The organism is Curtobacterium sp. B8 (assembly GCF_000333315.1).
Taxonomy (GTDB): domain Bacteria; phylum Actinomycetota; class Actinomycetes; order Actinomycetales; family Microbacteriaceae; genus Curtobacterium; species Curtobacterium luteum.
The window spans coordinates 1-6353 of the sequence record NZ_BACW01000226.1; the positions used below are offsets into that span (position 1 = coordinate 1).

The window sequence follows — 6353 nt, forward strand, 5'->3', positions numbered from 1 at the left end:
CTCGGCGCGCGGGACGCGGACGTGGGTGGCGAAGCGCTCCATCGCACCCTGGCGGGCGATGAGGTGCATGAGGGCGGAGAAGGTCAGGAAGGTGACGACGACCAGGTACGAGAGCGCCTCCGTGGTGAAGCGGAAGCTCTCGGTGCCGTAGTCGAGGAACTGGCGGATCACGGTGTACACGACGTACGCGAGCCAGAACGCGATGGTGAGGATGATCGCGATGCGACCGGAGACGAGCTTCCGGTCGGAGGGTCGGGCGTGGAGGGTGTCGAGCGGGCGGGTACGACGCTCGGAACCCCACTGCCTGCGGCGCACGGGGGCGCCGTCGAGCTGTTCGGGCATGACGGTCCTTCTTGCGCGGGGGTCAGCGCGCCATCGGGTCGGCACGCCGTCGGGTTGCCCCCGCCGGTCGGGTGCGAACCTACGGGGACAGAACGAACGGTGCAGACACCCGGAAGGGGGGTCCGGGGCACCTCCTGCGGGAAACCGCACGATGTTGCGTGGAGGGGGTCCGGGCGTGTCGACCGCGGTCCGCTGCGGGCGGGGTCGGGCGGGCGCGCGAGTCGGCCGTGCGCGGGGTCGGGCGCGGCGGGTGGTCGCGACACCCCGCTCACCTCGGGCGGATGGTCACGAGGTGTCGCTCCGACCGGGTGGAAGCGACCGTTCGTGACCACTGGGCGGAACGAGCGCGGGGTGTCGCGACCCGCGCGGGAGTGACACGTCGTGACCCCTCAGCGGAACGGCCGCGGGGCGTCCCGACCGCAGCGGGAGTCGGTCAGCGCCCGCGGGCGAGGAGCCAGAGCAGGTAGGGCGCGCCGACCACGCCCGTGACGACGCCCACGGGCAGCGCCGTGCCCGGGATCGCGAACTGCGCAGCGAGGTCGCTCGCGAGCGTGATCGCCGCGCCGACGGCAGCCGCGGGACCGAGGGCCACCCGGCCGCCGCCGACGATCCGCCGGGCGATCGGTGCTGCCATGAGCGCGACGAAGGACACCGCCCGGCGGTCGCCACCGCCCCCGCGGTGAGGCAGACCGCGGTCAGGAGCAGCAGCACCTTCGCTCGGTTCCGGACGGAGCCCCAGCGCCGACGCGACCTCGTCGCCGAGCGCGAGCACCGTCAGCCGGGGCGACTGCAGCAGCGCGAGCACCATGAGCACCACGAACGCGACGCCGAGGACGACGACCAGGTTCCGGTCGACCGCGTTGAGCGACCCGGACAACCAGAGGAGCGCCGTGCCCGCCTGGGTCACGGTGCCGCTCGTGAGCATCCAGCCGGTGACCGCGAGGCAGATCGCGGCGACCCCGATCCCGACGAGCACCACCCGGTTGCCGGTGATGCCCCGCTGCCAGGACAGCGCCGCGATCGCGAGCGACACCACGACGGCGCCGACGAGCACCGTGCCGAACAGCACCCCACCGGACGCCCCGAACAGCACGATGGCGGTGATCCCGGCAGCGCTCGCGCCCGAGGTGACACCGATGACGTCGGGGCTCGCGATCGGGTTCCGGACGACGCTCTGCACGATGGCGCCCGCCACCCCGAGCGCTGCGCCGACGAACACCGCGCCGAACACCCGGGGACCCCGGAGCTGTCCGATCACGAAGTCGGCGATCGCGTCGCCGTGGCCGAACGCCGCCGCGACGACCTGTGCCGGGGAGAGCGGGATCTCGCCGACCCCGAGACCGGTGAGCACGAGGGCGACCACGACGGCCAGGAGCACGACGGTGACGACCAGTTCCCGGCGCGCGCCGACGAGCCGACGGCGCCGTGGCTGCACCACCGTCACAGGCCCCTCACCGCCCGCGATCGCACCAGGAGGATGAACACGGGCGCCCCGATGAGCGCGGTGACGATCCCGACCTGCAGCTCCCCCGGGTACGCGACGACCCGACCGATGACGTCGGCCACGAGCAGCAGCGCCGGGGCGACGATCGCGGACAGCAGGATCGTCCAGCGGTTGTCGGGTCCGGTCAGCCGGCGGACGGCGTGCGGGACCGCGAGCCCGACGAAGGCGATCGGTCCCGCCGCGGCCACCGCCGACCCGGCCAGCAGCACGGTCACGACCCCGCCGACGACCCGGACGAGCACGACCCGCTGCCCGAGCGACGCAGCGAGCTCGTCGCCGAGCGCGAGGGTGTTGAGCGACCGCCCGAGCACGACGGCCACCACGAGCCCGACGAGGACCGGCACCGTGATCACCCCGGCGGTCCCGAGGTCCTTCCCGGCGAGCGCCCCGACCTGCCAGAAGCGCAGCTGGTCGAGCAGCGCCTGGTCCGTCACGAGCACCGCGGTGGTGACCGACGAGAGGGCTGCGGCGACGACGGCGCCCGAGAGCGCGAGGCCGACCGGGGACAGCCCGCGGCGGGCCACGGCTGCGATGCCGTAGACGAGGAGGGCGGCGAGGCCGGCGCCGACGAAGGCGAACGGCAGGTAGGCGGCGGTGCCGCTCAGGCCGAACAGGGCGATGCCGGCGACCACGGCGAGCGAGGCCCCGGCGTTGATGCCGAGGATGCTCGGGTCGGCGAGGGGGTTGCGGGTGACCCCCTGCATGACGGCACCCGCGACGCCGAGGGCCGCGCCGGCGAGGAGCCCGACGACCGTGCGCGGGACCCGGTTGCCGAGCACGATGAGGCCGATCTCGTCCTGCCGGCCCGGGTGGAGCACGGTGTCGAGGACGGTCCCGAGCGGGATCGGCCGGGAGCCGAACGCCACGGACAGCGCGACGGCCACCAGGAGGACCACGACCGCCAGCACGGTGGCGCGGACGAGCCGGCCGACGGAGCCGGGGGCGGGTGCGGGGACGGGAGCTGCCATGGGGGTGAGGCAACCCTAACGCGGGCGCCCTCCGTGGCCGGCGCACGCGTTCGGCCGTCCCCGAGCAAGCCGGGAGCGTGCGCAGTGCTCGTTCATAGGCTCTCCTTGGAGAACGGTCCTGTACTGGGATCCATCGACGCCCGACCGGGTCGTCGAGGGACGACCGGAGAGCACCGATGAACGAGACCCCGAACCCCGACGCCACCGCGGGCGGCACGAACGGCGCGACGACCAGCGGATCCGACGGACGGACGCCGGGCGCCTGGGAGGCACCCCACGCCGACCGGTCGACCCTCCGCCCGGCGTACGCCTTCGACGGGAGCGGCCCGTACCTGTACGCACCCGACGGGTCGGGGCCGTACGCGTACACGTCCGACGGTCGTGGGCCGTACCTCGTCGGCAGCCCGGCGCTCGGACAGTCCTGGGCGAACGGCGCCGCGGCCGCGAACCACCCCGGGTACGCGGGCCACGCTCCCGCGGCGACGAAGCGGCCCCGTCGTCTCGGGCTCGTCATCGGCTCCGGGATCGCCGCGCTCGCCATCGTCGGCGCTGCGGGCGGGACGGCGCTCGGGCTGTCGTCGCAGCACCCGACGACGACGTCGAGCCAGTCGCAGGGCACGACCACCCTGCCGGGCACGGGGAGCGGCAGCAGCAGTGACGGCAGCGGCACGAACGGCTTCACCGTCCCCGGCGGCGGGACCGGCAGCGACGGGACCGGCAGTGACGGCACGGGCCAGGGCGGCACGAGCGACGGCGGGACGAGCAGCGGCACGAGCACGGAGTCGTCCGCGACCGCCGCGACGAGCGCACAGAAGAAGGGCGTCGTCACGATCAACACCGTCCTCAACTACGACGAGTCGTCGCAGGCCGCCGGGACCGGGATGATCCTGTCCTCCGACGGCACGGTGCTCACGAACAACCACGTGGTGCAGGGCGCCACGAGCATCACCGTCACCGACGAGACGACGGGCAAGGAGTACAAGGCCGACGTCGTCGGGACGGACGCGACGCACGACGTCGCGGTCCTCAAGCTCGAGGGCGCGTCGGGCCTCTCCACGGTCACGCTCGACGACGACGGTGGCGCGTCGACGGGTGACACCGTCACGGACGTCGGGAACGCGGAGGGCACGGGGAACCTCGTGGCCGCCGAGGGCACGGTGACCGCCACGGACCAGGACATCCAGGTGCAGAGCGAGTCCGGCACGGGTACCGAGTCCCTCACCGGCATGATCCAGATCGCGGCGGACATCGTGTCCGGCGACTCCGGCGGGCCCGTGCTCGACAGCGAGGGCGAGGTCGTCGGCATGGCGACCGCGGCGTCCTCGGGTTCGACGGAGGTCACGGGCTTCGCGATCCCGATCTCGACCGCGAAGTCGATCGCGGAGAAGATCCTCGCGGGTGAGTCCTCCTCGACGATCACGATCGGCCTGCCGGCGTTCCTCGGGGTCGAGGTCAGCGGCACCGCCACGACCGGCGGCGTCGCGGTCGCGAGCACGGTCGAGGGGTCGGGCGCGGCGAAGGCGGGCCTCGAGTCCGGCGACGTCATCACGGCCCTCGACGGGACGGCTGTCTCGACCTCGGACGCGCTGACGAAGGCGATCCAGTCGCACAGCGTCGGCGACACGGTGACCGTCACCTACACGGACGCCGCCGGCACGTCGCACACCGTGACGGTCACGCTGACCGCGGGGCCCGCCGCTTAGGAGCCCAGCACCGCCCGCACCACCGACCGGTACACGTCGGCAGAGGGAGCGCTGCAGTCCGCTACGCGCCCAGCGCCGCCCGCACCACCGACCGGTACACGTTGGCCGGGGAGTCCGCCGAGAACGCGGTCGCCCCGGCCTCGGTGCGTCCGACGCGCGCGAAGCCGTGCCCCTCGGCCCGGACGATCGTGACCGGCTCCGGTCGTCCCGGACGCCGCAGGTGCGACACCGTCCAGGGGGCGGCCCAGAAGCGCGCCAGCCGCGGGTCGCCCTCGGCGACGTCGGCGGGGAGGTCCGGCGCGCCGTCCCCGCCGCCGAGGCGGCGTGCCACGAGGTCCGCCCGGAGCGACCCCGTCCGGAACGGGAAGGTCCACGTCGGGCCGATGCCGAGCCTCCCGGCCATCAGCGCGACCACGCGCTCCGGCGTGGCGGCGGCGACCACCTGGTCCTCGGTGCCGTCGACGACGGTGCCGTCCCAGGCCTGGAGGCGCGACTCGCCCCCGCCGGGGAGGCGCTGTTCCAGCGTGGTCGGCTGGGTGTCCTCGCCCCAGGGGGCGAGCAGTGCCTGCGTGGTGTCCGGCAGGGTGCCGAGGCGTCCGACGAGCCCGGCGTCGATGAGTTCACGGCCGGCGGAGCTGCGGAGGAGGCCCGGGGTCCACCGGCGCCCGGCGAGGCTGCGGAGGGTCGTCACGGCCTCGGCGGTGAGGCGCGGCCCGTCGACGACGGTCGGCGTCGGCGCCCCGGGCAGCGGTTCGAGGTCGCGGTGCGGTCGTACCGGCGTGCGTTCGGTGGCCCGGACGGTGTCGAGCACGGCGAACACGACGTCGTCGGTCGCGAGCATGCGGGACAGCGGTCGCTCGATCGTGAGGTCGACCCGGTGCCGCCCGGTCACGAAGAGCAGGTGGGCGCCGACGACGGCGCCGTCCTCGTCGGGCCGGACGTACTCGACGAGGCGGGCGGGTGCGTCCGCGGTGGTCCAGACGTCGACACCGACGAGCAGGAGCCCGTCGACGGATCCCGGCAGCCGGTCCAGGAGGCTCGTGTGCTCCTCGGCGATCGTCCGGTCGCTCGGGCGTGAGCGCACGGTGAGCACGACGTCGTCGCCGCCGATGCGGAGGTCCGCCTGGGGCGTGTCCTCGCGGCGCCAGGACTCCGGGCGGCGGAGGGTGAGGCGTGCGATGCGGTCCTCGGTGCCGAGCGGGACGGGGACTGCCATGCCTCCGAGGCTACGTGTGTCGCCTGGTCGAGCCGGGTGCGGCACGCCGGGCGCGGGTGTGCTCGGAACGGGGACGCGGCGGGCGCGGGGGGCGCGGACGGACGGTGCGAGGTTTCCGGCACGGTGCGAGGTCCTCGGGGTCCCACGGTGTGCAGAACCTCGCACCGTGCGAGGGTCAGCGGCGCCGCGGCGGCGGCGGGACGGGCTTCGCGGCGACGACGTCCGCGAGCGCGACCTCGACCGGACCGCGCCGGGTGTCGACCGTCACCGTGGTGGCAGTGCGGGCGACCAGCTCGCCGAGCGCGTCCCGGGCACCCTCGCCGTGGTGCGCACGGACGACGATCCGGTCGCCGAGGGCCGCGTCGTGCAGCACCCCGAGCGCCAGTGCCCGGGCGACTGCGGCGGGATCGGTGGTCACGCGTCCCAGGGTAGGGCGGTGCCGGCGTCCTAGAGTGTCGGGATGGAGAAGGCACGGGTCGACAGCTGGATCTGGGCGGTCCGCATCACGAAGACCCGCTCCGCCGCGACGGCCGCGTGCAAGGCCGGGCACGTCCGGGTGAACGGCGAGCGCGCGAAGGCAGCGCAACCGATCGGCCCCGGCGACGAGGTCCGGGTGCGCC

The 6353-nt window shown here is 74.6% G+C and carries 6 protein-coding genes and 1 pseudogene; 2 read left to right on the top strand and 5 right to left on the bottom strand.

Going from position 1 to position 6353, the window contains the following annotated elements; genetic code table 11:
• The 3 genes and pseudogenes from I59_RS19295 to I59_RS05710 all read right to left on the bottom strand — a co-directional run.
• Positions 1-342 (bottom strand): annotated as a pseudogene (locus I59_RS19295) (glycosyltransferase); the annotation flags it as partial.
• Positions 343-775: 433 nt separating this feature from the next.
• Positions 776-1780 carry an iron chelate uptake ABC transporter family permease subunit gene (locus I59_RS19300; RefSeq protein WP_261976527.1) on the bottom strand — a complete coding sequence of 335 codons (1005 nt, stop codon included), beginning with the start codon at positions 1778-1780 and terminating at the stop codon, positions 776-778.
• Between the two features lie 2 nt (positions 1781-1782).
• Complete coding sequence (locus I59_RS05710; protein ID WP_022903046.1) at positions 1783-2814, bottom strand: iron ABC transporter permease; 1032 nt, start codon at positions 2812-2814, stop codon at positions 1783-1785.
• A 176-nt stretch (positions 2815-2990) separates the two neighbouring features.
• Between I59_RS05710 and I59_RS19305 the strand changes: the two genes are divergently transcribed.
• The gene (locus I59_RS19305; protein WP_022903047.1) at positions 2991-4517 is read left to right on the top strand and encodes a S1C family serine protease; all 1527 of its coding nucleotides are present in this window, start codon (positions 2991-2993) and stop codon (positions 4515-4517) included.
• Positions 4518-4578: 61 nt separating this feature from the next.
• On the opposite strand, the gene I59_RS05720 is transcribed toward I59_RS19305, so the two are convergent.
• Together I59_RS05720 and I59_RS05725 are read right to left on the bottom strand one after the other, a co-directional pair.
• A complete protein-coding gene (locus tag I59_RS05720; protein ID WP_022903048.1) occupies positions 4579-5733 on the bottom strand; it encodes a hypothetical protein in 1155 nt (384 codons plus the stop codon).
• Positions 5734-5908: 175 nt separating this feature from the next.
• On the bottom strand, positions 5909-6151 hold the full coding sequence (locus I59_RS05725) for a hypothetical protein (protein WP_022903049.1): 243 nt from the start codon (positions 6149-6151) through the stop codon (positions 5909-5911).
• Between the two features lie 42 nt (positions 6152-6193).
• Here I59_RS05725 and I59_RS05730 point away from each other — a divergent pair.
• The coding region (locus I59_RS05730; RefSeq protein WP_022903050.1) for a S4 domain-containing protein at positions 6194-6353 on the top strand (160 nt) is incomplete at its 3' end.